The following is a 25746-nucleotide window of genomic DNA, read 5'->3' as shown; positions in this document are numbered from 1 at the left end:
AGGATGATACTGGGTGTTGCCGAAAAAGTGTGTGCTATTAGGTCAACAAATACCGGTTTATTGGTTTTTTATTGTTGGGTGTTGATGATATTGGCAATTTTTACCCTTGGGTGGCCGGCACGACAGGGCAACTCAGGCTGATTCGCGCGCCACGGCCATCGTCCGCACTGCCGATGTGCAACTGGTAGCCGTGCAGCCGCACGATGGCGGCCACCAGCGACAGGCCCAGGCCATGCCCCGGCTGCGTATCGGCCGCCGGGGCGCGGTACAGGCGGCGCAGCACCTGCGGGCGCTCGGCGGGCGGTATGCCTGGGCCATTGTCGATTACTTCCAGGGTCACCGCGCTGGCCGTAGCGCTGCCCCGCAAGCGAATCGCCCCGCCCGGCGGGGTGAACTTGATGGCGTTGTCCAGCAGGTTGACCAGGGCCTCGAACAGCAGCGCCACATCGCCCATCAGCGCCGGCAAAGGGCCTTCGATATCCAGGCTCAAGGTTTGCTGGCGTTCCAGGGCCAGGGGTTCGTAGAACTCATGGACCTGGGTCAGCAAATCGGTAGCCGAACAGGCCTGGAAGGCGCCGCGACGGCGGGTGTCTTCCAGCTCGGCCACGCGCAGCAGGCCCTGGAACCGCACCATGATCGATTCACTCTCGGTCAGCGCCTGGTCCAGGGTCCTGCGCTGCTCCGGCGCCAGGGGCATCTGGTCCAGCTGGTGCAGGCGTGCTCGCAGCCGGGTCAGCGGCGTGCGCAGGTCGTGGGCGATCCCATCGCACACACCCTTGACCTCCAGCATCAACTGCTCGATGTGGTCGAGCATGGTATTCACCGCGCTGGCCAGCATGTCCAGTTCATCGCGTCGCGACGACAAGGGCAGGCGATCGGCGAGGTTGCCCGACACCACGCTCTCGGTGCTGCGCTGCAGGCCCTGTACGCGCTTGAGCGGACGGCGGCGCAGCAGGTGCCAACCGATCAGCCCGGGTATCAGGGTCAACGACAGGCCCCAGGCCAAGGCCTGCTGGATAATGCCGCCCACCGCCGACACCGAGCCACCATCGCGCGCCAGCACCAGCATGCGGCCGTCGCCGCGGTGCACCAGCAGCGCATAGCTGCTGCGCGGTTCCTCACTGGCCTGGGCCACGCTCAAGCCCCGTTGCAGGTAGTGCACCTGGCCATCGTCAGGCAGGCTGGCCCGCAACTTCAGCAGGTCGCCGGCCAGGTGTCGGCCCTGGGCGTCGAACAAGCCATAGGCGTCGATGTTGGGAGTTGAATACGCCTCGCTGGCAGCCAATTCGCCCAGCAGGTTGGCGTCGTCGACCTTGGCGTAATAGTGGGCGCGTTGCATCAGCGTGCGCTGCGCGACATTGCCCAGGTAGTTGGAGATCTGCCAGTACAGCACGCCAGTGAACAGCGCCCCCCAGGCCACGAAGAACAGGGCATAGAAGCCGATCAGGCGGCTACTGGACGAGCGCCAGGGTTCAACCACGGGGCGCGAGGACATAGCCGGTGCCCCTGACGGTCTGGATCAGCGGCGACTGCTCGCTGCCCTCGATTTTGCGGCGTAAACGCCCCAGGTGCACGTCGATGATGTTGGTGCCCGGGTCGAAGTGGTAGCCCCACACTTCCTGGAACAGCATGGTGCGCGTCACCAGTTGCCCGGCGTTGCGCATCAGGTAGTTGAGGATCTTGAATTCGGTGGGCAGCAGGGCGATCTGCTCCTGGCCGCGGCTGAGGCGGTGTTGCACCAGGTCCAGGCACAGGTCGCCGACGCGCAGTTGCGGGTGGCTGGCCGCGGTGGCGGGGCGGCGCAGCAATACCTCCAGGCGGGCGACCATTTCCACCGGTGAAAACGGTTTGGTCAGGTAGTCATCGCCCCCCGAGCGCAGGCCGCGCACGCGCTCGTCCACGTCCGACAGGGCGCTGATCATCAGCACCGGCGTATGGATGTCCAGGCTGCGCAGGGTGCTGACGATGGTCAGGCCGTCGAAGTCGGGCAGCATGCGGTCCAGGGTGATGGCATCGAAGCCGCCGGCGATCGCCTTGGCCAGGCCCTCGCGGCCGTTGGCGCACCAGTCCACGGTAAAGCCATGCAGGCTCAGTTCACTCATGATGACGTGGGCGGTCACCTCGTCGTCCTCGATGACCAGGGCACTGCTCATGGTTTACTCCTCTGAAAAAAAGGGCGCCATTGTATAGGCCCGGCTACCCTAGGCAGCCAGCGTTCGGCACTCTATTAAATTTTTATTTAAGCGACTTAATGCAGTGCCTTGGGCGCGCCCCGGTTAAATAGGCTACCCCGTCCTGCCGAGGTTGGCCCCTTCGTGAACCGTCGCAATTTTCTCGGCCTGCTCAGTGCCGTGTCCTTGTTGTCCCCTTCCTGGCTGATGGCCGCGCCCTTGCCGGGTGTCAGCCATTGCACGCTGCGCCACCAGGGCGATTTGACCAGCCTGGTGCTGGACCTGGCCGGCCCGGTGCAGTACCAGGTGTTCACCCTGAGTGCCCCCGACCGCGTAGTGATCGACCTGCACGGGGTAGCCGCCCACCTGCCGCCCGGGGCCCTGAACTTCGCGGGTACCCCGGTGCAGGGTCTGCGCAGCGGGCCGACCAAGACCGGCATGCGCCTGGTGCTGGACATGCACCAGCCGGCCAAGGCCCAGGCGCGCCTGGTGTCGATGGGGGGTGGGCATCAACGCCTGTTGGTGGACCTGCCGGTGGGCCACGCCGCCGCGCTCATGGCCCGCCACGCGCCTGCCCATGGGCCAAGGCAGCGCCCGGCGGTGATCGCCATCGATGCGGGGCACGGTGGCAAGGACCCGGGCGCCGTCAGCGGCACCCGTCACTATGAGAAGACCGTGGTGCTGGGCATCGCCACGGCCTTGCACCAGCAATTGAGCCGCGACCCGCGCTTTCACCCGACCATGAGCCGTGACAGCGATTTCTTCGTGCCGCTGCACCAGCGTGTATTGCTGGCCCACCAGCGCCGCGCCGACATGTTGGTGTCCATCCACGCTGACGCCGCGCCGTCCCGTTCGGCACGCGGCGCATCGGTGTACGTGCTGTCGGCGCACGGGGCCACGTCGGCCATGGCCCGCTACATCGCCGAGAGCGAAAACAGCTCCGACGCCTACGCCGGCGTGTTCGACAGTACCCTGAGCAACGACGACCCCATGGTCTCCAAGGTGCTGGTGGACATGTCCATGAACGCCACCATCGCTTCCAGCCTGGACCTGGGGCGCATGGTGCTCGGGCATTTCAAGCAGGTGACCAACATTCACCAATCGCGGGTGGAGCAGGCCGGTTTCGCCGTGCTCAAGTCACCGGACATTCCGTCGATCCTGGTGGAGCATGGATTCATGAGCAACCCCTACGACTGCGGCCGCTTGATCAGCCACCGCCATCAGGTGGAACTGGCCCAGGCGCTGCACACGTCCATCGGTGACTATTTCCACAAGTACCCGGTACACGTCGCCTAGGGTCTGTATGAAATGTATTCCAGCGAAGGCCAGGCAAGGCGAAAACAGGCGAGGAAGCGGAGTTTACGTGTTGTAAATGAGCATTCCGAGCCTGTTTTCAACGCAGCATGGGCGAGTTGGGATGCATTTCGTACAGAGCCTAGATATGCAGCCACGCCAGGCCGCCCAGTACCACGCTGAGGGCGGCGGCGCCCAGGGAGACTTTTTCCAGCCATTCCCTGCGGGTCAGCAGGGTCATGGCGGCCAGGGAAATGGCGATCTGTATGGCCATCATCGCCTGGGCCCAGCGGTGATGCTGGTGCAGGATGGTCTCGGACTTCACGTCCCACTCGGCGGCTTCCTTCTCCAGGGCCTCGGCCTTCTGGCGGGCGTCTTCCTTCTGCGCCCTGTAGCGCTCCACTTCTGCCTGGTAATGGGCCACGTCCATGCCCGGGATGTGGCTGGCCAGGTCGGCCAGGTTCTGCCGGCTGGACTTGGCCTGGTAGTAGTTCCACTGGTTGGAGGCTTCGGTTTTCTTGATGGCCGCGTTGTTCTTGTTCATCGCCGCCTCGCTTTCGGTGGAGCCGGCCTGGTAACTGAGCAACGCACCGAGGGTGGCCATGACCGCCGTCATCACCGCGATCTTGTTGGCGAAGCCATCACCGCTGTGGTGGGCGTGTTCGACGTGGTGTTCGTGGGGGGAAGGAACTTCGAAGGTTTCGGACATGGTGCGCGTGGTGCCTTGGGGTATGAAATCGAGCGCGCTGGCCGGTGGCCAGTGCGGGCGCGAATATAGGTCAAAACCCGGGGGGCGCCTAGCGGGGTGAGGGCACCAGGCGTGAAGTTTCATTTGCTGGGCCGATGGGGCGTGGAGGTGGCTTGCCAGCGCGGGTGAAAGCCAGCTCTCACGGCGCTTGGGCAAGCCTTGGCCAGGGCCGAACTCAGTGGTCCGGCCGCTCTGGGTCGTTGCTGTCGGACTGGAACAGGGTCTCCAGTTCGCTGCGCGCTTCCTGGGCCGTTTGCATCACTTTCGCCGCGTCATCGCGTACCAGGTACTGGGCCGCCAGCACCTGTTCATCGTGCTGCTTGAAACGCTGGATGCGCCAATGGGCCTGCTCTTCGCTCAGGCCCAGGCCCACCAGGGTACGGCGGCTCATCTCCAGGCTCGAATAATAGGTTTCCCGCACGGCCTGGGCGCCCGCGTCCACCAGCCGGTGCACATGCTGGCGGTTGCGGGCGCGGGCGATGATCTTGATATGGGGGTAGAGCCGGTGCACCAGCTCGGCCGTCTTGATATTGGTTTCCGGGTCGTCGGTGGCGATCACGAAGTACTCGGCTTCGCCCACCTTGGCCGCACTGAGGATCTCCGGGCGCAGCGGGTCACCGTAGAACACCGGCACGTTGCCGAAACTGCGGGTCAGTTCAATGGTGTCCACCGAAGTGTCCAGCGCCACGAAAGGCACGTTCTGGGCACGCAGGATCCGCGAGATGATCTGGCCCATGCGGCCCATGCCGGCGATCACCACGCGCGGTGCGTCGGCCTCGATGGTGGTGTATTGCTCCGGGACCGGCACCACGGGCTTGGGCCGCGACTTGATCCAGCGCGCGCAGGCCAGCAACAGCAACGGCGTCACCGCCATGGACAGGGTGATGGTCAACAGCAAGGTGTCGTACAGGTGCTGGTCGAACAGGTTTTCGTCGCGGCCGATCTTGAACACCACGAAAGCGAACTCGCCGCCCGCTGCCAGCACCACCCCCAACCGCACGGCACCGATACGGCTGAGGCCCCCCGCCAGGCGACCAATGAACAGCAGCACCGGCAGCTTGATGCCGATCAGCAACAGCATCAGCCCCACCACCGTGGCGGGCGCTTCCAGCAGCAGTTGCAGGTTGGCGCCCATGCCCACGCTGATGAAGAACAGCCCCAGCAGCAGCCCCTTGAAGGGCTCGATCTGTGACTCCAGTTCGTGGCGGTATTCCGAGTCGGCCAGCAGCAGCCCCGCCAGGAAAGCGCCCAGCGCCATGGACACGCCGGCCAGGTCCATGAGCCACGCGGTGCCGATCACCACCAGCAGCGCCGTGGCGGTGGACACCTCGGGCAACCCGGTGCGGGCCACGGTGCGAAACACGGGGCGCAGCAGATAGCGGCCGCCGACCACGACCACGGCGATGCTGCCCAGCACCCGCAGGCCATGATTGAGGCCGTCGCCGGGCGCTGAATCGTGGCCGCCGACCGCCAGCAGGGGTACCAGGGCAATCAGCGGTATGGCCGCGATGTCCTGGAACAGCAGAATGGCGAACGCCAGCCGGCCATGCGGGCTGTTGAGCTGTTTGCTTTCGGCCAGGCTCTGCAAGCCGAACGCAGTGGACGACAGCGCCAGCCCCAGGCCCAGCACCACTGCGGTGGGCAGCGGTTGGGCAAAGCCCAGCAGTGCCACGCCACCAATCACCACACCGGTCAACAGTACCTGGGCCAGGCCCACGCCGAACACCGATTTGCGCATCACCCACAGCCGCCGGGGTGACAGTTCCAGGCCAATGATGAACAGCAGCAGCACCACGCCCAGCTCGGAAATGTGCGAGACGCTCTGTGGGTTGCCGATCAGGCCCAGCACTTGCGGCCCGATGATCACGCCAGCGAACAGGTAGCCGAGTACCGCACCCAGTTGCAGGCGCTTGGCCAGGGGCACGGTGATCACCGCGGCGAACAAAAACACGACAGCGGCCTGCAGCAGGCTCCCTTCGTGGGGCATGAGCGGTCACTCCTTGGAAAGTAGGGGGGGGCGTAGTTTACGGGTTCTCGCCGAGGGCAACACCCTTCTCCTTGCCGGCGGGGCGGTGTGCAACGGGGTCCAGGGCGCTGAATGTATCAACTTTGTTTCCAAACGCCGTGAGCAAACACGGCAATCGTCGGTCACAACCCCAAGGGCGGCGTTGCCGTCCACAATCGGGAGAACTGAACATGCACAAGTACCTTGCGAAGCTGACGATCGTCGCGGTGTTGATGTCCACCCTGGGAGGTTGCTGGATCTTTGACCCTCATCATGGGGGCATGGCGGCGGAGGCGGGGGCGGTGGTGATCGCGGCGGCATGCAGGGCGGTGGCCCTGGCGGCGGTGGCCCAGGCGGTGGTGGTGGCCCTGGCGGCAACGGCGGCGGTGGCGGTTCGCGCTGAGTCGCGGGTTTTGCCCAGGCAAAAGAAAGCCCGCAACGAGGCGGGCTAAATGAATCATCACAAAGGAGTAGGTGTACTGTGCACCTTCTTTTGTGAAGGCGATGTGAAAAGCCGCCAGGGTGAAAATACTTTCATCGTGGCGGCATTCGTGTCACTGCGACTGGCGTTGTGCGCGCCGCCACGGTTGCTGGTCAGGCGTTATTCGAACTGCGGCTGGAATTTCTTGACCGCCGCCAGCGCACAGCCCTCGTCCTTGTCGCCGCCGGGCGCGCCGGACACCCCCAGGCCGCCCAGCACCTGGCGGTCTGCCTTGCGCAGGGTGACCCCACCTGGAATGAAGATGACCTCCGGCACCGTGTTCAACGCACCATTGGCCGGGCCGTCGTAATGGCCGGCCAGCAGTTCGCTGATGGTGTCCTTGTCGAACGCCTGGCCGTAGGAGAACGCGGTGTAGGCCTTGCGGTACGACACCGACAACGATTGCAGCGGCACGGTATCGCCTTTGATTACCGCCTGGGCATGGCCGGAGGGGTCCACGACCGTGGCGGTCACCGACCAGCCCTTGGCCGCGCAGGTCTGTACAGCCTCGGCGGCCAGTTGCTGGGCCAGTTGCCAGGGCAATTTCTGACTGCTGATCAGGTGGCTGGGAGCGGCGTTGGCACCCAGGGCCGCGAGGCTCAGGGCCAGGGCGGCGACGGTGCTGGACAGCGGGTGCAGGGGCATGGCAGTTTCCTTCTGGAGGGTTGATGAAGATCCTTTCATCCGCGAACGCGGAACGCTTTCTATACTGGATCCAGCGTCACGGCCTGTGTGCCATGCGCTCCGATCAGGCCCGATGCCGTTGCTCGGGTTTTTTTCAGCATCGGCCTGAAACCGGTTTCAGTCAAATCCGGAGACGTAGTAGTGAGAAAATCCGCAAGCTTGTTGCTGACCGCTGGCCTGTTGTTGGGCAGCGTTCTGCCCGCCCTGGCCGAGACCGAAGACCGCAGCGCCATTCCGCTCGGTTCGCTTGACGAGGTGGCTGCTTTCACGGGCCCCGGCCCGTCCGGCATTGTGGTGACGCCCACGGGCCGGGTGTTCGTGGGCTTCCCGCGCCACGCCATCAACCACAGCGGCATGACCCTGGGCGAGCTGGTCAAGGGCAAGCTGGTGCCATACCCCGACGCCGACACCAGCCAGCCCTCGTCGCGCAGCGATGCGCAGAAGCTGATTTCGGTGCATGGCATGACCACCGACACCCAGGGCCGCCTGTGGGTGATCGATGATGGCAAGCGCGCCGGCATCGACGGTATCGTTGCCGGGGCCGCCAAGGTGGTGGGCATCGACCCGCAGACCAACAAGGTCTTCGCCTCCTGGGTACTCAAGGATGCGCTACGCCAGGACAGCCACATGAATGACCTGCGCGTTGACCTGACCCATGGCGCCAAGGGCACCGCCTACGTTGCCGATTCGTCGTTCGGTGAAGACCCCGCCCTGGTGGTGGTCGACCTGGCCACCGGCAAACAGCGCCGGGTGCTGAGCAAGGACCCTTCGGTGCTGCCGCAGAAAGACTTCGTCACCCAACTGGACGGCGTGCCCATGCGCTACCAGGGCAAGGCGAGCGCCTTCCCCCACGGGGGCGTCGACAGCGTCACCCTGAGCGCCGACAGCTCGCGTCTGTATTACTCGCCGCTGACCAGCCGCCACTTGTGGAGCATCCCCACCGCGGCCTTGGCTGACTTCTCCAACGATGACCGCACGCTCGCCGCGCAGATTCGTGACGAGGGCGAGAAGGTCATGACCGATGGCATTGCCACGGATGCCCAGGACCGCATTTACCTGACCGACGCCGAACACCACCAGATCCTGCGTCGCTGGCCCGATGGCCACCTCGACGTGGTGCTGCGCGACCCGCGCCTGGTGTGGCCGGATGGCATCTTCGTGGCCGGCAACCAGGTCTACGTGACGCTGGGCCAATGGGACCGCCTGGGCCAGCACGCCGACACCCGCAAGCCGCCTTACCTGTTGATCCGCACGCCCACGGACGGCACGCCCGTCTACGACGCCCAGCCGCAATGACCCCCTACAGGAGTAACCCCGCCATGAACGCGATGAAATGGACCTTGGCCGCCGCCGTGCTCGGTTCCCTGGGCACGGCTCAGGCCGCCACCTCTGGCGAAGGCGAGTTGGTGGCCGCATTGAACAACACCGAGGCCAGCGGCATCGTCGTCACCCCCACTGGGCGCACCTTCCTGACCTTGCCACGGGCGGGCAGCAACCATGCCTTTCCCTCCGTGGTCGAACTGGTACACGGCAAGCAGGTGGCTTTCCCTGACCTGGCCACCACCACCAACACCGGCAAGCCGCTGACCGATTGGCTGGTGTCGCCCCTGGGCCTGACGCTGGCGGGCAACACCCTGTGGGTGCTTGACGAAGGCAAGCGCCCCGGCATCGACGGCATTCCCGATGGCTCGGCCAAGCTGGTGGGCATCGACATCAACTCGCGCAAGGTCACCAAGACCATCGTCTTCCACAAGCCGTTCATGCGCGACAGCCTGCAACTCAACGACCTGCGCATCGACCCCGACCACGGTGCCGAGGGTACGGTGTACATTTCCAACAACGGCTACTCCAGCCCGTCGGACTGTTCGCTGATCGTCGTTGATCTGGCCACCGGCAAGATGCGCGAGCTGTTCCACAACCTGCCCCAGACCTCGCCGGCGCCGGGCTTCATGACCTACGTCGAAGGCCAGCCCCATGCCTACAGCCTCGACAAACCGACCATGCCCCAAGGCGGTGTCAATGGCATCGAGCTGTCGCCCGACCACAAGAAGCTGTACTGGACCATTCCCACCAACCCGAACTATTACAGCATCGACACCGCCAACCTGAGTGATTTCAACCGGCCAGAGGATGCCCTGATCAAGGACATTCACTTCGAAGGGCAGGTGGCGTCCAACGGCGGTATCGCCGTGGACGACCAGGGCAACCTTTACTTCGGCGATGCCTCGCGCTATTCGGTGATCAGTCGTGACAGTGCCGGGCAATTTCACCTGGTGGGGCGTGACGCGCGGCTGATCTGGCCCGATGGCCTGTACTGGCAGGGCGGTTACTTGTACGTGACCGTGGGGCAGTGGCAGCGGGTGCCGGGTTTGCACGGCGGCCAGGACCTGCGCAAGGCGCCGTATGACATCCTCAGGTTCAAGACCGCGAAACCGGCCAGGTAACAGGCGTGATACCGACTGGCTACGCGCCTCCGGGGCGCTGGGCTGGACAGTGACAAAAGCCGGGCTTAAGGTGCCAGGCATGCCGCATTGGCCAGGCATGCCGCACAAGGAGTCCAAGGTGAGCTTGCACACAGAACCCGCCCGAGGGGCGCCGTCCCTGATCCCCGGCCAGGCCGACGCCCGGCCTGCCGCCACGTTGCTGGTCAGTGAATGGGTACAGGCCTTGCGCCTTGGCCAGCCGCTGTCGTTGATGGTGGTGTCGGTCGACCATCTTCGCGCTTTTGTCCGCCAGCACGGGGAAGCCCAGGCCCGGCGGCAAGTGGAGGCGATCGCTGTCGCGCTGGAGTTGACCGCCCGGCGTGCGAGGGACGGGGTGGGGCGCTGTTCGGCGGATGCCTTCATGGTGCTGCTGCCCGGCACTCCGGCCGATGGCGCCAAGGCAGTGGCCGAGCGTTGCCTGCAGAACGTGCGGGCGGCGCTGGCCGAGCAGTTGCTCAGCGTCAGCCTGGGCGTGGGGACGGTCATCCCCCGCAGCGAGGCGGGGCATTCGACTTTCTTCAACGCCGTCGCGCAGTTGTGCGACGAGGCGTCGAGCAAGGGCGGCGATCGCTGGGTGGCCCGGCATTTCGGTCATTCGCGCACTGGCATCCTTTAGGTCTCAAGGGGTGTGCCTGGTGTCTTGCGGCGTCTGTGACGCGGCCAGGTCCGCTGCTACGGCGTGCAGGGTGAGGCCGGAGATTGTTGTCTGAAATGTCAACTCGCCGGCCTTAATGTAAAGAATCGGCAAAGCCCGTTCGTCAGCCTTGTGAGCCTCGCCAACCCAAGGCTAAATGCCCCCATGAACTTATTTCCCTGGTATCGCTCGAATCCTGCGGCCCTGTTCGCCAGCCCGCGAAAACGCACGTATTTCTCCACAGTTGCTGCACATTTGCTGGCTATGCTGACCAGTGATTTGCCCAGAATATTGCAGATGCCCGATCCACTCCTTGTCCCTTGCCCACGCAGAAGTTTTCAATGACCCAGATCCCGGCAGCCCGCTCCCGCAAGCGCCTCGTGCTTGTGCTCCTGATAGCCGCAGCCATTGGCGCTGCTTTCATCTACGTTCGCCACACGCCGTCCACCGGCCAGGCCACTGACGCCGGCGCGGCGCGGCCGTCGGCCCCCGGCGGCCGGCACGGTGGCCCAGGGATGGACGCCAACGCCACGGTCAGCGTGGCCGTCGGCACGGCAGGGGTCGCGGACGTACCGGTGGTTCAACAGGCGCTGGGCACGGTGATCCCGAACTATTCGGTGACCGTCACCAGCCGCGTGGACGGTGAGTTGCAGGCGGTGTACTTCACCGAAGGCCAGTACGTGAAGAAGGGCCAGTTGCTGGCGCAGATCGACCCGCGCGCCTACCAGGCTACCCTCGACCAGTACCAGGGCGACCTGGCGCAGAACCAGGCGCTGCTCAAGAGCGCGCAGTTGACGGCCGAGCGCTACAAGCGCCTGTTCGCCAAGGACTCGCTGGCCAAGCAGGACCTGGACACCCAGGTGGCCACGGTCGGCCAGTACGCCGGCGCAGTGAAAGCCGACCTGGCGCAGATCGATGCCGCCAAGCTCAACCTGATCTACGCCAAGATCGTCTCGCCCATCGACGGCTACGTCGGCCTGCGCCTGGTGGACCCCGGCAACATCGTGACCTCCGGCAGCACCACCGGCATTGTCACCGTCACCCAGACCAACCCTATCGCCGTCACCTTCAGCCTGCCCCAGGCGCAGCTGGCCACCTTGCTGCCCAAGGTGCGCAAGGGTGAAGCCCTGCCTGTGCAGGCCCTGGACCAGATGGGCAACACGCCACTGGCCAACGGCACGCTGAAGTTCATCAGCAACGAGATCGACACCAGCACCGGCAGCATCAAGCTCAAGGCACAGTTCGACAACCCGGATGAAAAGCTCTACCCCAACCAGTTCGTCAACGTGAAGCTGACCACCGATACCCTGCACAATGCCGTGGTGGTGCCTTCGGCCGCCGTGCAGTTGAGCAGCGACGGCGAGTTCCTCTACGTGGTCAAGGACGGCACGGTGCAGCGCCGCACCATCAAGGTCGGCCCCGCGCTGGGCGAGCAGACGGTGATCACCCAGGGCGTGGCCCAGGGCGAGCAGGTCGTGACACGCGGCATCGACCATTTGCGCGAAGGCAGCAAGGTCGAGGTGGAGAAGCCGGCCAGTACTGAGAAAACCGCGCAGAACGGCGCCAAGCCCGCTGCTGGCGACAAGACCGAATGAACCCGTCTCGACTGTTTATCCAGCGCCCGGTCGCCACCGTCCTGCTGATGCTGGCGGTGATGCTGGCGGGCATCTTCGCTTACCGGTTGCTGTCGACCTCGGCGCTGCCGGAAGTCGACTACCCGACCATCCAGGTCAGCACCCTGTACCCCGGCGCCAGCTCCAACGTACTGGCGTCGGCGGTGACCGCGCCGCTGGAACGCCAGCTGGGGCAGATGTCCGGGCTGTCGCAGATGTACTCCACGAGCTCCGCCGGTGCCTCGGTCATTACCCTGAAGTTCTCTCTGGACTTGTCCCTGGACGTCGCCGAACAGGAAGTGCAGGCGGCCATCAATGCCGCCGACAGCCTGCTGCCCAGCGACCTGCCGAACCCGCCCACCTACAAGAAGGTCAACCCGGCCGACACCGCCGTCCTGACCTTGGCGGCCACCTCCGACAGCTTGCCGCTGACCCGCGTGCAAGACCTGATCAACACCCGCGTGGCGCTCAAGCTCTCGCAGATTTCCGGCGTGGGCATGGTGACCCTGGCCGGCGGCCAGCAACCGGCAGTGAAAATCGAGGTCAACCCCACCAGCCTGGCCGCCCACGGCCTGACCCTGGAAGACGTGTACGACAAGGTCAACGCCGCCAACGTCAACGGCTCCAAGGGTGGTTTCGACGGGCCCTCGCACTCCATCACCATCGACGCCAACGACCAGTTGCGCGATGCGGTGGAATACGGCGAGCTGGTGCTGGCCTATGAAAACGGCTCGGCCTTGCGCCTCAAGGACGTGGCCACCACCACCGAGGCGCCCCAGGACCAATACCTGGCCGCTACCGCCAATGGCAAGCCCGCCATCGTCATTGCCGTGCAGCGCCAGCCCGGCGCCAACGTCATCGAGGTGGTCGACAGCATCAAGAAAAAACTGCCGACCCTGCAGTCCGCGCTACCGGATTCGGTGCAACTGAGCGTCATCAGTGACCGCACCCAGACCATCCGCGCGTCCATCAAGGACGTGCAGATCGAACTGCTGCTGTCCATTGGCCTGGTGGTGCTGGTGACCTTCGCTTTCCTGGGCAACTTCACCGCCACCCTGATCCCCAGCCTGGCCGTGCCGCTGTCATTGGTGGGCACCTTCGGGGTCATGTACCTGGCCGGCTTCAGTATCAACAACCTGACGCTGATGGCCCTGACCATCGCCACCGGCTTCGTCATCGACGATGCCATCGTGGTGGTGGAAAACATTTCCCGGCACCTGGAGGAGGGCGAAGAGCCCATGGCCGCGGCCTTCAAGGGCTCACAGGAAATCGGTTTCACCATCATTTCCCTGACGTTCTCGCTGATCGCCGTGCTGATTCCGCTGCTGTTCATGGGCGACGTGGTGGGACGGCTGTTCCGCGAGTTCGCCATCACCCTGGCGGTGGCGATCCTGGTGTCGATGATCGTTTCCCTGACCCTGACGCCCATGCTCTGCGGCCATTTGCTTCGCCATGTGCCCGAAGGAGGGCAGAACCGCTTCGCCGCCTGGGGCGACCGCCAGTACCAGAAGGTGCTGCACGGTTACGACCGCGGCCTGGTCTGGGTGCTGAACCACCAGCGCCTGACCCTGCTGATCGCCTTGGGTACCATTGCCCTGACCGGATTGCTTTACCTGGTGGTGCCCAAGGGCTTCTTTCCCACCCAGGACACGGGCCTGATCCAGGGCTTTACCCGTGCCTCGCAGGACGTGTCCTTCGGCGAAATGGCCCGCCGCCAGCAGGCGATGGTCGACGTGGTGCGCCAGGACCCGGCCGTGGCGTCGGTGTCGTCCACCATCGGCGTGGATGGCACCAACAATTCGCTGAACAACGGCCGCTTGCAGATCGAGCTCAAACCGTTCGAAGACCGCGATGACACCGCCACCCAGGTCATCAGCCGGTTGGAACAGTCGGCCAAGGCCGTGGCCGGGTTGCAGTTGAACATGGTCTCGTCCCAGGACCTGACCGTGGATGACCAGCTCACCCCCAGCCAGTACCAGTTCACCCTCGACGACTCGGAAAGCGCCAACCTGTCGGCGCTGATCCCCAAGCTGATGGAGAAACTGCAGCATCGTCCGGAAATGCGCGATGTCATCGACAACCTGCAGGACCAGGGCCTGGTGGCCTATGTGGAGCTGGACCGCGCCGCCGCCATGCGCTACGGCATCACCGCCTCGGACGTCGACACGGCGCTGTACAACGCCTTCGGCCAGCGCCTGATCTCCACCATCTTCACCCAGTCCAACCAGTACCGCGTGGTGTTGCAGGTACCGGGCAAATTCCAGCAGTCGCTGGCAGCCTTCGACAACATTTACTTGGCCGCAGCCACCACCAGTACCACCGGTAGCAACAGCAGCACCACCACGACCACCACCGGTACCAGCACGGGCAGCAGCACGTCGTCCAGCAGTACCGCCAGTTCGTCCACCAGTACGACCAGCAGTACTGCGCAGATGGTGCGCCTGACCGACATCGCCAAGGTCGGCCAGCGCACCGGTTCGTTGTCGCTGAGCCGCCTGGACCAGTTCCCCGCCGTGACCCTGTCTTTCAACCTGGCCGACGGTTATTCGCTGGAGCAGGCGCAGCAGGCCATCAGCCAGGTCATGACCGAGCTGGACGCGCCCAGCAGCATCACCCTGCGCTACCAGGGCGCCGCCGATGCATTCCAGACCGCCACCGGCAACACCTTGTGGCTGATCCTGGCGGCGCTGGTGACCATGTACATCGTGCTGGGCATGCTCTACGAGAGCTTCATTCATCCGGTGACCATCCTCTCGACCTTGCCCTCGGCGGCCATCGGCGCCTTGCTGGCACTGCTGCTGACCGGCACCGAGTTCAGCCTGATCGCGCTGATCGGGGTGATATTGCTGATCGGCATCGTCAAGAAGAACGCCATCATGATGATCGACTTCGCCCTGGAAGGCCGCGAGCACCAGCACCTCAATGCGCGCGACGCCATTCACCGGGCGGCGCTGCTGCGGTTGCGGCCGATCCTGATGACCACCCTGGCGGCGTTGTTCGGCGCCTTGCCGCTGATGCTGGCCACGGGCGCCGGCGCCGAGTTGCGCCGGCCGCTGGGCCTGGTGATCGTCGGCGGCTTGCTGTTGAGCCAGGTGCTGACGCTGTTCACCACGCCGGTGATCTACCTGATGTTTGACCGCCTCAGCGAGCGCGCCAAGGCACGGCTGAACCGGGGCAGGGCGCGGGCATGAACCTGTCACGGCTGTTCATCCGCAAGCCAGTCGCCACCTTGCTGCTGAGCCTGAGCATCACCCTGGCCGGCATTCTGGGCTACAAGCTGCTGCCGGTGGCACCGCTGCCCCAGGTGGACTTTCCCACCATCATGGTCAGCGCCTCGCTGGCCGGCGCCAGCCCCGAGACCATGGCGGCCACCGTGGCCACGCCCTTGGAGCGCAGCCTGGGGCAGATCGCCGGTATCACCGAGATGACGTCCACCAGCAGCCAGGGCTCGACCACGCTGATTCTGCAGTTCGAACTGGACCGCGACATCAACGGCGCCGCCCGCGACGTGCAGGCGGCCATCAACGCCTCGCGCAGCCTGCTGCCCAGTTCCATGCCGTCGCTGCCCACCTACCGCAAGGCCAACCCTTCCGAAGCGCCCGTGCTGATGCTGGCGCTGACGTCGTCCACCCGCAGCCCCGGCGAGCTCTACGACCTGGCCTACAGCAAGCTGCAACAGAAAATCGCCCAGGTGAACGGCGTGGGCGAGGTCTCGGTGCGCGGCGGCGCGCTGCCCGCGGTGCGCATCGATATACAGCCCAACCTGCTGGTGCACGCCGGCATTTCCCTGGAGACGGTGCGTGAAGCCGTCAGCAACGCCACCAAGGCCAAGCCCAAGGGCATCCTGCAAGGCAATGGCCAGAGCTGGGTGATCGACGGCAACGACCAGATCGACAAGGCCAGCGATTACCAGCAACTGGTGATCACCTACCAGAACGGCACCGCCGTGCGCTTGAGTGACGTGGCCAACGTCTACGATTCGGTGGAGGACACCTTCGTCGGCGGCTACTACAACGGCCAGCCGTCAGTGACCCTGGGCGTGACCCGCCAGGCCGGCGCCAACATGCTGCAGACCATCGACAGCATCAAGGCGTTGATCCCCGAGTTGCAGCGCGAGATTCCCGGTGACGTGCAACTGATCCCCGTGATCGACCGCGGTCCCACGGTGCGTTCATCGTTGCACGACACCGAGGAAACCCTGCTGATCGCCACCTTGCTGGTGATCGCCGTGGTCTTCGTGTTCCTGCGCAACCTGCGCGCCACGCTGATCCCGGCGGTGGTGCTGCCGGTGTCGCTGATCGGCACCTGCGCGGTCATGTACCTGCTGGGCTACAGCCTCGACAACCTGTCGCTGATGGCCCTGATCATCTGCACCGGGTTCGTGGTGGATGACGCCATCGTGGTGCTGGAGAACATCGCCCGCTACCAGGAACAGGGCATGCGCCCGCTGCGCGCGGCGTTGATGGGCACGCGGGAGGTGGGTTTCACGGTGCTGTCCATGACCCTGTCGTTGATCGCCGTGTTCATTCCCATCCTGCTGATGGGCGACATCGTCGGGCGGCTGTTCCGCGAGTTCGCCGTCACCCTCAGCGTCGCCTTGTGCCTGTCGATGGTGGTGTCGTTGAGCCTGACCCCGGTGCTGTGCGTGATGCTGTTGCGCCAACCGGTGCATGACGCCCGCGAGCCGCGCCTGTACCGGTGGATCGAGGCCGGCCTGGCTCGCTTGCAGGCGGCCTACCTGGCGGCGCTGGCCTGGGTGATGCGCCACCGCCTGCTCACCCTGTTCAGCCTGCTGCTGACCGTGGCATTCAACGTCTACCTGTACGCCACGGTGGAGAAGGGCTTCTTCCCCGCCCAGGACACGGGCGTGCTGATGGGCGCGGTGCGCGCCGACCAGAACATTTCATTCCAGGCTCTCAAGCCGCACCTGATGCAGATCGCCCACGACCTGGCCGCCGACCCCGACGTGGAAGCGGTGATGTCGTCCACCGGCAGCGGCCGCGCCGGTTCGCGCAACACCGGGGACTTCTTCATTCGCCTCAAGGACTACAAGCAGCGCACCAGCAGTGCGGCGGCGATCGCCAACCGCCTGACCAAGCAGAACAACAAGGTGGCCGGCATCCAGGTGTTCCTGATGCCCGCCGAGGACATTCGCGTGGGGGGCCGCAGTGCCAACGCCACGTACCAGTTCAGCCTGCAGGCCGATGACCTGGATTTGCTGCGCGTGTGGGAGCCCAAGGTCGAAGCCGCTTTGCGTGCCTTGCCGGAGCTGACCGGCATCGACTCCGACTCCCAGACCGGTGGCCAGGAATTGATGCTGCACATCGATCGCGCCGCGGCCAGCCGGCTCGGGGTAAGCGTGAGTGACATCGACAACCTGCTCAACAATTCCTACAGCCAGCGGCAGGTGGCGACCCTGTACAAGACCCTCAACCAGTACCACGTGGTCATGGGCCTGGACCCGGTGTACACCAGCGACTCCACCATGCTGGACCGCATGTACGTGATCAACAGTGACAACCAGCAGGTGCCGCTGAAGGCGTTCGCCACCTTCAGCCCCGACAACGCACCGCTGGCGGTGGCCCACCAGGGCCAGTCGGCCACCAGTACCATCGCCTTCAACCTGCAGGACGGGGTGTCGCTGGAACAGGCCACTGCGGCCATCAACGCCGCCGTGGACAAGGTCGGCATGCCGCGCGACATTCAGGCCGGCTTTGCCGGAACCGCCCAGGCCTACGCGGCGTTGGCGGCGAGCATGCCCTGGCTGATCGCCGCTGCCTTGCTGGCGGTGTATATCGTGCTGGGCGTGTTGTATGAAAGCTACATCCACCCCCTGACCATTCTGTCGACTTTGCCGTCCGCGGGCGTGGGGGCGCTGTTGCTGCTCAAGGCGGTGAACATGCAACTGACGGTGATCGCCCTGATCGGCATCCTGTTGCTGATCGGCATTGTGAAGAAGAACGCGATCATGATGATCGACTTCGCCCTGGTCGCCGAGCGCGACCGCAAGCTGCCGCCCGAACAGGCCATCATCGAGGCCTGCCGCATGCGCTTCCGTCCGATCATGATGACCACCCTGGCGGCCTTCTTCGGGGCCTTGCCCCTGGCCCTGGGCAGCGGCGGCGACGCAGACCTGCGCAAGCCGCTGGGCGTGGCCATCGCCGGCGGCCTGGCCTTGAGCCAATTGCTGACACTGTTCACCACACCGGTGGTGTACCTCTATCTTGACCGCCTGAGCCGTGCCACCCGGCACCTCTGGCACACGCGTGTCCGCCGCACCCACGTGCGCGCGGCGACTGACAAGGGTTAACCCATGAATGCTCTACTGCCTTCCCGCCTGTGTGTTGCCGTGCTGCTGGCCAGCAGCCTGCTGGGCGGTTGCATGGTGGGCCCGGACTACCACAAGCCCGCCGCGCCGATGTCCACCACCTTCAAGGAAGCCCAGGGCTGGAAAGCCGCCAGCCCCCAGGATGAACTGCCCAAGGGGCCATGGTGGGAGCTGTACCAGGACCCGCAACTCAACGCGTTGACCGCGCAGGTGCAACTCAACAATCAGAACGTCGCGCTGTATGCCGCCCAGTACCGCCAGGCCCTGGCGCTGGTGCGCGAGTCGCGCGCCGACCTGTTCCCGACGCTTAGCGGCACCGCGTCCAGTACCCGCAGTGAAACGGGCACCGGCTCGTCGTCCAGCAGCACGTCGTCCAGCGGCGGTGTCAGCAAGGAACATTCGGCCAGCCTCAGCCTGAGCTGGGAAGCCGACATCTGGGGCAAGCTGCGCCGCACCGTGGAAGAAGACCGTGCCAGCGCCCAGGCCAGTGCCGCCGACCTGGCCAACGCGACCCTCAGTGCCCAGTCGTCGCTGGCTCAGGATTATTTCCAGTTGCGCATCCTTGATCAGCGCATTGCCCTGTACCGCGAGACCATCACCGGCTACGAGCGCTACCTGCAAATCATCCAGAACAAGTATGACGAGCAGATCTCCTCGCGCGCCGACCTGGCCACGGGCAAGACCCAGCTGCAGAGCGCCCAGGCGTCCATGCTGGACCTGCAATGGCAGCGCGCCCAGTACGAGCACGCCATTGCCTTGCTGATCGGCAAGGCCCCGGCGGACTTCGCCCTGGCGGCTGACCCGGGCTGGAAATACCATGTGCCCAGCATTCCACTGGGCGTACCCAGCCGCCTGCTGGAACGCCGACCGGACATCGCCGCCGCCGAGCGCGACATGGCGGCGGCCAATGCCGCCGTCGGCGTAGCGACCGCGGCTTATTACCCGGACCTGACGTTGAGTGCCAGTGGTGGCTACCAGAGCTCGACCCTCAGCAACCTGTTTTCGGTGCCCAACCGCTTCTGGTCCATCGGCCCGAGTTTGACCGGCACGCTCTTGGACTTCGGCGCCACTAAAGCGGCCGTCGAACAGGCACGGCATGCGTACGACGCCAAGGTCGCCACCTACCGCCAGACCGTGTTGACCGGGTTGGGTGAAGTAGAGGATTACCTGGTGGAACTGCGGACCCTGGAGCCGGAGCTGGAGGCTCGCCGCAACTCGGCGCAGTCGGCCGAAGAGTCGGCCTCGGTCAGTCGCGACCAGTACGAAGCGGGCGTGATCGACTATCTGGACGTCGCCACCACTCAGGCTACCAGCCTCAGTGAGCGTCAGACCTTGCTGAGCCTGGTGGCCACGCAGCTGGTCACCAGCGTGCAGCTGCAGGCCGCGTTGGGTGGGTCCTGGACGGGTGAATGACCGTCGACGTGAAGCATCGCGGTCTGCCTGATGCACGGCGGCGCCCTGGGCAAGGGCGCCGCCGCGGCTTTATGGCCCGACTTGCCAACCGCCTCCCAATGCCACCATCAACCCGACACTGGCCTGCAACCGGCGCGTCTGCACGTCCTGCAACCGCCGCTGGGCATCCAGCGCAGCGGTTTGCGCGGTGACTACGTCGAGGTAGTTCACCGCCCCCGCTTCGTAGCTGTTCATGGCCAGGGTCTGCGATTGGGTCGCGGCATCCACCGCCGCTTGCTGGTCCGCGGCCTCCTGTTTCAGGTCGCGCAGTTGCGAGAGGTTGTCTTCGACTTCGCGCAACGCTTTCAGCACGCTGCCACGGTAGTGGGCACTGGCTTCGGCGAATTCGGCCTTGGCCTGTTTCTCGGCACCGGTCAGGCGCCCGCCGGTGAAGATCGGCAGGTTGACCACCGGGCCGATGGCCCAGAAGCGGTTGGTGGCGCTCAGCACATTGCCCACGCCCATGTCCTGGCCACCGAAGTAGCCACTCAGGCTGAAGTCCGGGTAGAACGCCGCCTTGGCCACGCCGATGTTGGCGTTGGCGGCGAATACCCGGCGTTCCGCGGCAGCGATGTCAGGGCGCCGCTGCAGCAGGGTGCTCGGTAGCTGCACCGGCACGTCGGGCAAGGCCGGAAATGTGCCGATGGCCGCGAGTTTGAAGGTGGTCGCCGGCTCGCCCACCAGCTCACCAATGGCGTGCTCGGTGAGGTTGCGCTGGTTGATCACGTCGTCCAGTTGCGCCTGGGCCTGGGCCAGCTCGCTCTGGGCACGGGTCATGTCCAGTTCGCTGGCGATCTTGCCTTCGTAGCGGTCACGTGTCAGGGCCAGGGCCTGGGTGTAGGCGTCCAGGGAGCGTTTGAGAATGACCTGCTGCGCGTCCAGCCCGGCCAGTTGCAGGTACAGGTTGCTCAGCTGGCGCTGCAGGCTCTGGCGGGCCACTTCCAGGTCGTCGGCCGATGCCTGGGCCTGGGCGTCGCCCGCGGCCACGCGGTTGCGTACCTTGCCCCAGAAATCCAGGTCCCAGCCCAGGGTGAACGCCGCGGTGTTGGTGTTGTACACGTTCGGCTGGTCGCTGCCGCGCAGCGGCTTGTTTTCCGACTGGCGCTGGCGCACGGACGAGCCGGTGGCACCGATCTGCGGGAACAGGCCGCCATGCAACTGGCTGGCGTAGGCCTGGGCGGCATCGAAATGCGCCAGGGCCGCGGCCAGGTCAGGATTGGCCTTGACCAGCTTGCCCTGCAGGTCGTCGAGTTGCGGGTCCCGGTACAGCGACCACCATTGTTGCGGGACGTTGTCGGCAGGCTTCGCGGCCTGCCACGGGCCGCTGTAATGCAGCGGTATCGGGGCGTCGGGAACCTTATAGGTCGGCGCCAGCGAGCAGCCCTGGAGCACCAGGGCCATCGCCGCCACCAGGCGGTCAAGCTTTAGGCGCATGGGTACCTCCTGCGTCGGCCAGTTTCACCGGGTCGTTCTCGCGCAGCGAGTCCGGCGGGTTGTCGATCACCTGGTCGGTCGGGGCCAGGCCCTGGTCGATGAACAGGGTGGCGCCCAGGTCCATGCCGATGTGCACGTTGCGCAGGTGCACGTGTTTCTGCGCGTCCACCACCGCCACCTGGGTGCCTTGGGCACGGAAGATCAGGGCGCTGCCGGGGATGCTCACGCCCTGGCTGCCCGCCGGCACGTTGAGGGTGACTTCGGTGTAGTCACCGGCCAGCAATACGCCCTTGGGGTTGTCGGCGACGAACTGCGCCAGCAGGGTGCCGGACTTCATGTCGACGGCATTGGAGTTGCCCACCAGTTGCGCATCGAATTGCTCGCCCGGGTGCTCCGGCACGGTCAGGGTGACGTGCATGCCAGGGCGTACGGCGGCGGCGTAGTTCTGAGGTACCGGCACGTACAGACGCAGGCGGTGGGTGTCGGCGACTTCGAACAGGTCCGGGCCGGCGTCGGCGTCAGCCTTGATCAACTGGCCCACATCGGTATTGCGCGCCGTGACGGTGCCATCGAACGGCGCGCGCAGGGTCTTGTAATTGGACAGGTCGGTGAGCCGCGCGTAGTCGGCGCGCGCCGCCTCGACGTTGGCCTTGGCGGCCGCGGCGTTGGCCAGTTTCTCGTCCACTTCCTGCTGCGAGACCGAGTGGGTGCTCAACAGGTGCTGCCAGCGCGCGGCGCTGGTTTGCGCCAGTTTCTCGTCCGCCTGTTGTTGCAGCAGGTGCGCATGGGCCTGGGCCAATTGCTGGTCCAAATCCGGGCTGTCGATCTCGGCCAGCACCTGGCCGGCTTTCACCGGCGTGCCGATGTCGGCTTTCCAGTCTTTCAGGTAGCCGCTGACCCGCGCGTGAATCATCGCCTGGCTCCAGGCCTCCAGGTGGGCCGGCAGCACCAGCGTGTCGCCGGTGGTGTTGTGGGTCGGCTGGAACACGCTGACGATCGGCACTGACTGGCTTTCGGTCCAGGTGGCCACGGCGTCGTCATGGCGGGTGCGGGCGGCCAGGCCGTTGGCCACCAGTACCGCGGCCAGCGTCAGCCCGCCCACGCCCAACAACATCAGGCGCTTGCGCGACGGCTTCTTTTGCGTGGTCGGAAGGGTTTCAGACGACATGGGATGTTTCTCCAACGGATGCAGTGGCGGTGCGGCGTCCATGCACAAGGCTGAACACCACCGGAACGAAGAGCAGGGTGGCCGTGGTGGCCAGAATCAGGCCGCCGATCACGGCGCGGCCCAGCGGTGCGTTCTGCTCCTGGGAGATGGCCAGCGGCAGCATGCCGATGATCATCGCCAGGGCGGTCATGCACACCGGGCGGAAACGGGTGTAGCCGGCTTCCATGGCGGCGCGCAGGGCGTCGCCGTGCTCGGCCAGGCGCTCCCGGCAGAAGCTGACCACCAGGATGGAGTTGGCCGTGGCCACCCCCATGCACAGGATCGCCCCGGTCAGCGCCGGCACCGACAGCGAGGTGCCGGACAGGAACAGCATCCACACGATGCCGGCCAGGGCGGCGGGCAGGGCGGTGATGATCACGAACGGGTCGAGCCAGGACTGGAAGTTCACCACGATCAGCAGGTAGATCAGCACCACGGCGCCGAGCAGGCCCAGGGACAGGCCGCTGAAGGCTTCATGCAGGGCGTCGATCTGGCCGTGCAGGGTGATGGTGGCGCCTTTCGGACGGTGCGGTGCGGCCAGGTCGATGGCTTTCTGGATGTCGCTGGCGACGCCGCCCAGGTCACGGCCCTGCACGTTGGCGTAGATGTCCAGGGTCGGCTGGATGTTGTAGTGGGTGACCACCGCGGGGGTGTCGACGCGGTGGATCGTGGCCAGGCCGCCGAGGATCTGCGATTGGCCGTTGGCGCCGGTCACCGGCAGGGCTTCGAGCTCTGGCATGCTGCTGAGGCGGTACTGCGGCGTGGCGGCAACGATGGAGTAGCTGATGCCGTTTTTCGGGTTCAGCCAGTACAGCGGCGACACCTGGGAGCTACCGGCCAGCGAGGCGACCATGGAGTTGGTGACGTCACGCTCGGTGATGCCCAGGCCGTTGGCGCGTTCGCGGTTCACGTCCACTTGCAGGGTCGGGTAGCCGTTGGACTGCTGGATACGCAGGTCGGCGATACCGCGGATGTGTTTCAGGGCGCGCTGCAGTTCCAGGGCATAGGCGTGGTTGGCGTCGTTGTCAGGGCCGGAGATTTTCACGTCCAGCGGCGCCGGGGCACCGAAGTTGAGGATCTCGCTGCTGATGTCCGCTGGCAGGAACGAGAAGGTGCTGCCCGGGAAGCTGTGGGGCAGGACTTCACGCAGTTGCTTGACGTAGTCGGCGGTCGGCTTGTGGCCTTCCTTCAGGCTGACGGAAATGTCGCCATCCTGGGGGCCGGTGGTGCCGCTGGCGCTGTAGGCCATGTCGATACCACTGAGGGGGATACCGATGTTGTCGATCACGGTGTCCAGTTCACTGGCCGGAATCACTTCACGAATGCGCGCTTCGATGCGGTCGAAGGCGGCGGCGCTTTCTTCGATGCGGGTGCCCACCGGCAGGCTGACGTGCAGCGAAATGGCGCCGGCGTCGGTGGCGGGGAAGAAGTCCTCGCCCAGGGTTGGCAGCAGTGCGAAAGACGCCAGCACGCAGATCATGAAGCCGACCAGGAAGCGCTTGCGGTTTTCCAGGGCCAGGGCCAGCACGCCGTGATAGCTGTCGCGGATGTTGCCGAAGCGTTTCTCGAAGCCCACCTGGAAGCTCAGCAGGCCGCGCACGAACGCGCCGTGTTGCTTTTTGTGCTGGTCGCCTTCGTGGTGGTTGATGAATGGCTCGTCGGGATGACGCCCTTCACCGTCTTCTACTACATGGGGCTTGAGCAGGAACATGGCCAGGGTCGGTACCAGGGTACGCGACAGAATGAACGAGGAGGCCATGGCAAAGATCACCGCCAGGGCCATGGGCCGGAACAGGTAGCCGGCGATGCCTTGCAGCATGAACATCGGCACGAACACGATGCAGATACACAGCAGGGACACGAAGGCCGGTCCGACGATTTGCGCCGCACCGTCGAGGATCGCCTGCTTCACCTGCTTGCCTTGCTCAAGGTGCCAGTTGATGTTTTCGATGGTGACCGTGGCGTCGTCCACCAGGATACCCACGGCCAGCGCCAGCCCGCCGAGCGTCATGACGTTGAGCGTCTGGCCGCTCACGGCGAGCAGGGCGATGGCCGACAGCACCGCCAGGGGAATGGAAGCGGCAATGATGATGGTCGAGCGCCAGCTGCCCAAGAAGAGCAGGATCATGGCACTGGTCAGCAGCGCGGCGATGATGCCTTCACGGGCCACGCTGCCGACCGACTCTTTCACGAACACCGAAGCGTCGCCCAGCATCGAGGTTTTCAGCGACGGCGGCAGGGTTTCGTTGATCAGCGGGAACATGTTGCGAATGTCCTGGATGATCGACAGCGTCGAGATGTTGCCGTTTTTCAGGGCCGGCATCAGCACGGCGCGGCGGCCGTCCACCCGTACGATGTTGGTCTGCGGTGGCGAGCCGTCACGGACGTGGGCCACCTGGCCAACGGTGATGACCGCGCCGTCCACCGTCTTGATCGGCAGGTCGTTGAGCTGTTCGATGGCATCCGGGCTGTTGTTCAGCAGCACGGTGTATTCATCGCTGCCCAGTTTGGCGGTACCGACCGGCACAATCTGGTTCTGCGCGGCCAGGGCATTGCTCACATCCTGGGCGGACAGGCCCTTGGCGGCCAGTGCCTGGGGATCGAGGTCAAGGGTGATCTGGCGTTGCTTGCCGCCCATGGGGGTCGGCATGGCCAGGCCCGGCACGGCAGAGAGCGGCAGGCGGATGGAGTTCTGCACCAGGTCGCGAATATGCGCTTCGGACAGCGTAGGGCTGGAAAACGCCATCTGCAGGATCGGTACCGTCGAGGCGCTGTAGTTGAGGATCAGCGGCGGGGTGATGCCCGGCGGCATCTGCTTGAGCACGGTCTGGGAAACGGCCGTGACCTGGGCGTTGGCGGTACGAATGTCGACCCCGGGCTGGAAGAAGATCTTGACGATGCCCATGCCCGGCAGCGACTGCGACTCGATGTGTTCGATGTCGTTGACGGTGGTACTGAGCGAGCGTTCGTAGGTGTAGATCACCCGGCCCGCCATGGCGTCCGGCGACAGGCCGGTGTAGGACCAGACCACGGCGATCACGGGAATACCGATGTCGGGGAAGACGTCGGTAGGGGTGCGCATCGCGGACAAGGGCCCGATGATACAGATGAATATCGCCAACACGATAAACGTGTACGGCTTGAGCAATGCGGTCTTTACCAGCCCTAGCATGCCGGGAACCTCCAAAGGGTTTGCGGATGCTGGCAAGTCTT

17 protein-coding genes are annotated in these 25746 nt (G+C 65.2%); 9 read left to right on the top strand and 8 right to left on the bottom strand.

Going from position 1 to position 25746, the window contains the following annotated elements; genetic code table 11:
• Nucleotides 1–100: 100 nt before the first annotated feature.
• A complete protein-coding gene (locus tag HWQ56_RS19960; RefSeq protein ID WP_176571592.1) occupies nt 101–1495 on the bottom strand; it encodes a sensor histidine kinase in 1395 nt (464 codons plus the stop codon).
• The gene (locus HWQ56_RS19955) at nt 1473–2153 is read right to left on the bottom strand and encodes a response regulator transcription factor (RefSeq protein ID WP_176571591.1); all 681 of its coding nucleotides are present in this window, start codon (nt 2151–2153) and stop codon (nt 1473–1475) included. Before HWQ56_RS19955 ends, HWQ56_RS19960 begins: the two co-directional genes overlap by 23 nt.
• A gap of 162 nt (nt 2154–2315) precedes the next feature.
• Here HWQ56_RS19955 and HWQ56_RS19950 point away from each other — a divergent pair, with 162 nt between their 5' ends.
• Nucleotides 2316–3467, top strand: coding sequence for an N-acetylmuramoyl-L-alanine amidase (locus HWQ56_RS19950; protein ID WP_176571590.1), 1152 nt, complete (start codon nt 2316–2318; stop codon nt 3465–3467).
• 139 nt (nt 3468–3606) lie between these two features.
• On the opposite strand, the gene HWQ56_RS19945 is transcribed toward HWQ56_RS19950, so the two are convergent.
• Nucleotides 3607–4173 (bottom strand): DUF4337 domain-containing protein, encoded by a 567-nt coding sequence (locus tag HWQ56_RS19945; RefSeq protein ID WP_158158777.1) that lies wholly within the window; start codon nt 4171–4173, stop codon nt 3607–3609.
• A gap of 214 nt (nt 4174–4387) precedes the next feature.
• Nucleotides 4388–6199 carry a monovalent cation:proton antiporter-2 (CPA2) family protein gene (locus HWQ56_RS19940; RefSeq protein ID WP_176571589.1) on the bottom strand — a complete coding sequence of 604 codons (1812 nt, stop codon included), beginning with the start codon at nt 6197–6199 and terminating at the stop codon, nt 4388–4390.
• A gap of 209 nt (nt 6200–6408) precedes the next feature.
• On the opposite strand from HWQ56_RS19940, the gene HWQ56_RS19935 reads away from it, so the two are divergent.
• The gene (locus HWQ56_RS19935) at nt 6409–6669 is read left to right on the top strand and encodes a hypothetical protein (protein WP_176571588.1); all 261 of its coding nucleotides are present in this window, start codon (nt 6409–6411) and stop codon (nt 6667–6669) included.
• A gap of 149 nt (nt 6670–6818) precedes the next feature.
• Here HWQ56_RS19935 and HWQ56_RS19930 read toward each other — a convergent pair whose 3' ends face one another.
• Nucleotides 6819–7343, bottom strand: coding sequence for a GlcG/HbpS family heme-binding protein (locus HWQ56_RS19930; RefSeq protein ID WP_176571587.1), 525 nt, complete (start codon nt 7341–7343; stop codon nt 6819–6821).
• Nucleotides 7344–7523: 180 nt separating this feature from the next.
• On the opposite strand from HWQ56_RS19930, the gene HWQ56_RS19925 reads away from it, so the two are divergent.
• The 7 genes from HWQ56_RS19925 to HWQ56_RS19895 all read left to right on the top strand — a co-directional run bounded on the left by HWQ56_RS19925 (nt 7524) and on the right by HWQ56_RS19895 (nt 19853).
• Nucleotides 7524–8678: an SMP-30/gluconolactonase/LRE family protein gene (locus tag HWQ56_RS19925; RefSeq protein ID WP_233270909.1), complete on the top strand. Its 1155-nt coding sequence runs from the start codon at nt 7524–7526 to the stop codon at nt 8676–8678.
• Nucleotides 8679–8701: 23 nt separating this feature from the next.
• Complete coding sequence (locus HWQ56_RS19920) at nt 8702–9826, top strand: L-dopachrome tautomerase-related protein (protein WP_158157528.1); 1125 nt, start codon at nt 8702–8704, stop codon at nt 9824–9826.
• 118 nt (nt 9827–9944) lie between these two features.
• Entirely contained in the window at nt 9945–10481 is a 537-nt protein-coding gene (locus HWQ56_RS19915; protein ID WP_158157527.1) for a diguanylate cyclase domain-containing protein, read from the top strand.
• 359 nt (nt 10482–10840) lie between these two features.
• Entirely contained in the window at nt 10841–12094 is a 1254-nt protein-coding gene (locus HWQ56_RS19910) for an efflux RND transporter periplasmic adaptor subunit (RefSeq protein WP_158157526.1), read from the top strand.
• On the top strand, nt 12091–15303 hold the full coding sequence (locus HWQ56_RS19905; RefSeq protein ID WP_158157525.1) for an efflux RND transporter permease subunit: 3213 nt from the start codon (nt 12091–12093) through the stop codon (nt 15301–15303). Before HWQ56_RS19910 ends, HWQ56_RS19905 begins: the two co-directional genes overlap by 4 nt.
• A complete protein-coding gene (locus HWQ56_RS19900) occupies nt 15300–18422 on the top strand; it encodes an efflux RND transporter permease subunit (RefSeq protein ID WP_176571586.1) in 3123 nt (1040 codons plus the stop codon). The genes HWQ56_RS19905 and HWQ56_RS19900 overlap by 4 nt, the downstream gene beginning before the upstream one ends.
• A 3-nt stretch (nt 18423–18425) precedes the next feature.
• A complete protein-coding gene (locus tag HWQ56_RS19895) occupies nt 18426–19853 on the top strand; it encodes an efflux transporter outer membrane subunit (protein WP_158157521.1) in 1428 nt (475 codons plus the stop codon).
• Between the two features lie 69 nt (nt 19854–19922).
• Here the strand turns inward: HWQ56_RS19895 and HWQ56_RS19890 are convergent, their stop codons facing one another.
• The 3 genes from HWQ56_RS19890 to HWQ56_RS19880 are packed head-to-tail and all read right to left on the bottom strand — an operon-like array spanning nt 19923 to nt 25705.
• Nucleotides 19923–21326 (bottom strand): efflux transporter outer membrane subunit, encoded by a 1404-nt coding sequence (locus HWQ56_RS19890; RefSeq protein WP_176571585.1) that lies wholly within the window; start codon nt 21324–21326, stop codon nt 19923–19925.
• On the bottom strand, nt 21310–22494 hold the full coding sequence (locus HWQ56_RS19885; RefSeq protein ID WP_158157517.1) for an efflux RND transporter periplasmic adaptor subunit: 1185 nt from the start codon (nt 22492–22494) through the stop codon (nt 21310–21312). The genes HWQ56_RS19890 and HWQ56_RS19885 overlap by 17 nt, the downstream gene beginning before the upstream one ends.
• Nucleotides 22484–25705 (bottom strand): efflux RND transporter permease subunit, encoded by a 3222-nt coding sequence (locus HWQ56_RS19880; protein ID WP_176571584.1) that lies wholly within the window; start codon nt 25703–25705, stop codon nt 22484–22486. The genes HWQ56_RS19885 and HWQ56_RS19880 overlap by 11 nt, the downstream gene beginning before the upstream one ends.
• Nucleotides 25706–25746: the final 41 nt, after the last annotated feature.

Source organism: Pseudomonas eucalypticola, from assembly GCF_013374995.1.
GTDB lineage: Bacteria > Pseudomonadota > Gammaproteobacteria > Pseudomonadales > Pseudomonadaceae > Aquipseudomonas > Aquipseudomonas eucalypticola.
The sequence above is the reverse complement of the archived record's forward strand: the minus strand, read 5'-3'. Positions and strand labels throughout refer to the sequence as shown.